We start from the raw sequence: 611 nt of genomic DNA on the forward strand, positions 1-611 counted from the left end.
GAATGATCGTTACAAAAAATAAAAAATACGCAAACAAACGGTGAATGAATTGAATCGTCAAAGGATTTTCAAATAAGTTGAGCCAAACAGGATTATGCTGCATTAACCCATTGGGTATGAACTGGCCATCCATAAGGGGCCATGTATTATAAACTTTTCCAGCATGCAGGCCTGCAACCAAATCACCAAAATAAATCTCAATCAAAATCAATACAACAAGCGAACCTGCAAAATGTTGAACCCCTTGATCCACTGGTTTTTCTGAATATTCTGTAAATCCTCGAGATAAGTAAGTAACAAAAGTAATAATGTTATAAGATGAAATGCCAAACGATACTGACTCACACTTGTTAAATTACTTTGGCCAATACCTGAAGCTACCATCCACCAACCAATAGCTCCCTGAAGAGCAATAAGAATTGGCACAATGGTAAGCTTGAGTAAAATATTTTTTTCAATACGCTTGATCGCCCAAGACCAAATTAACCCCAATAAAGCCAAAAGCCCAATAACACGCCCAAGAATGCGATGCGCCCATTCCCACCAGAAAATTACCTTAAACGCATTTAATGTCATATCGCGATTAAGCAGCTAATATTGCGCTATCTGTT

Annotated in this window: 1 pseudogene; it reads right to left on the bottom strand. The window is 37.6% G+C overall.

Annotated elements, in window-relative coordinates:
* A pseudogene (locus tag ACFIK8_RS12325) lies at nucleotides 1-576 on the bottom strand (COX15/CtaA family protein); the annotation flags it as partial.
* Between the last annotated feature and the right edge of the window lie 35 nt (nucleotides 577-611).

The organism is Bartonella sp. MR168JLCBS (assembly GCF_042194175.1).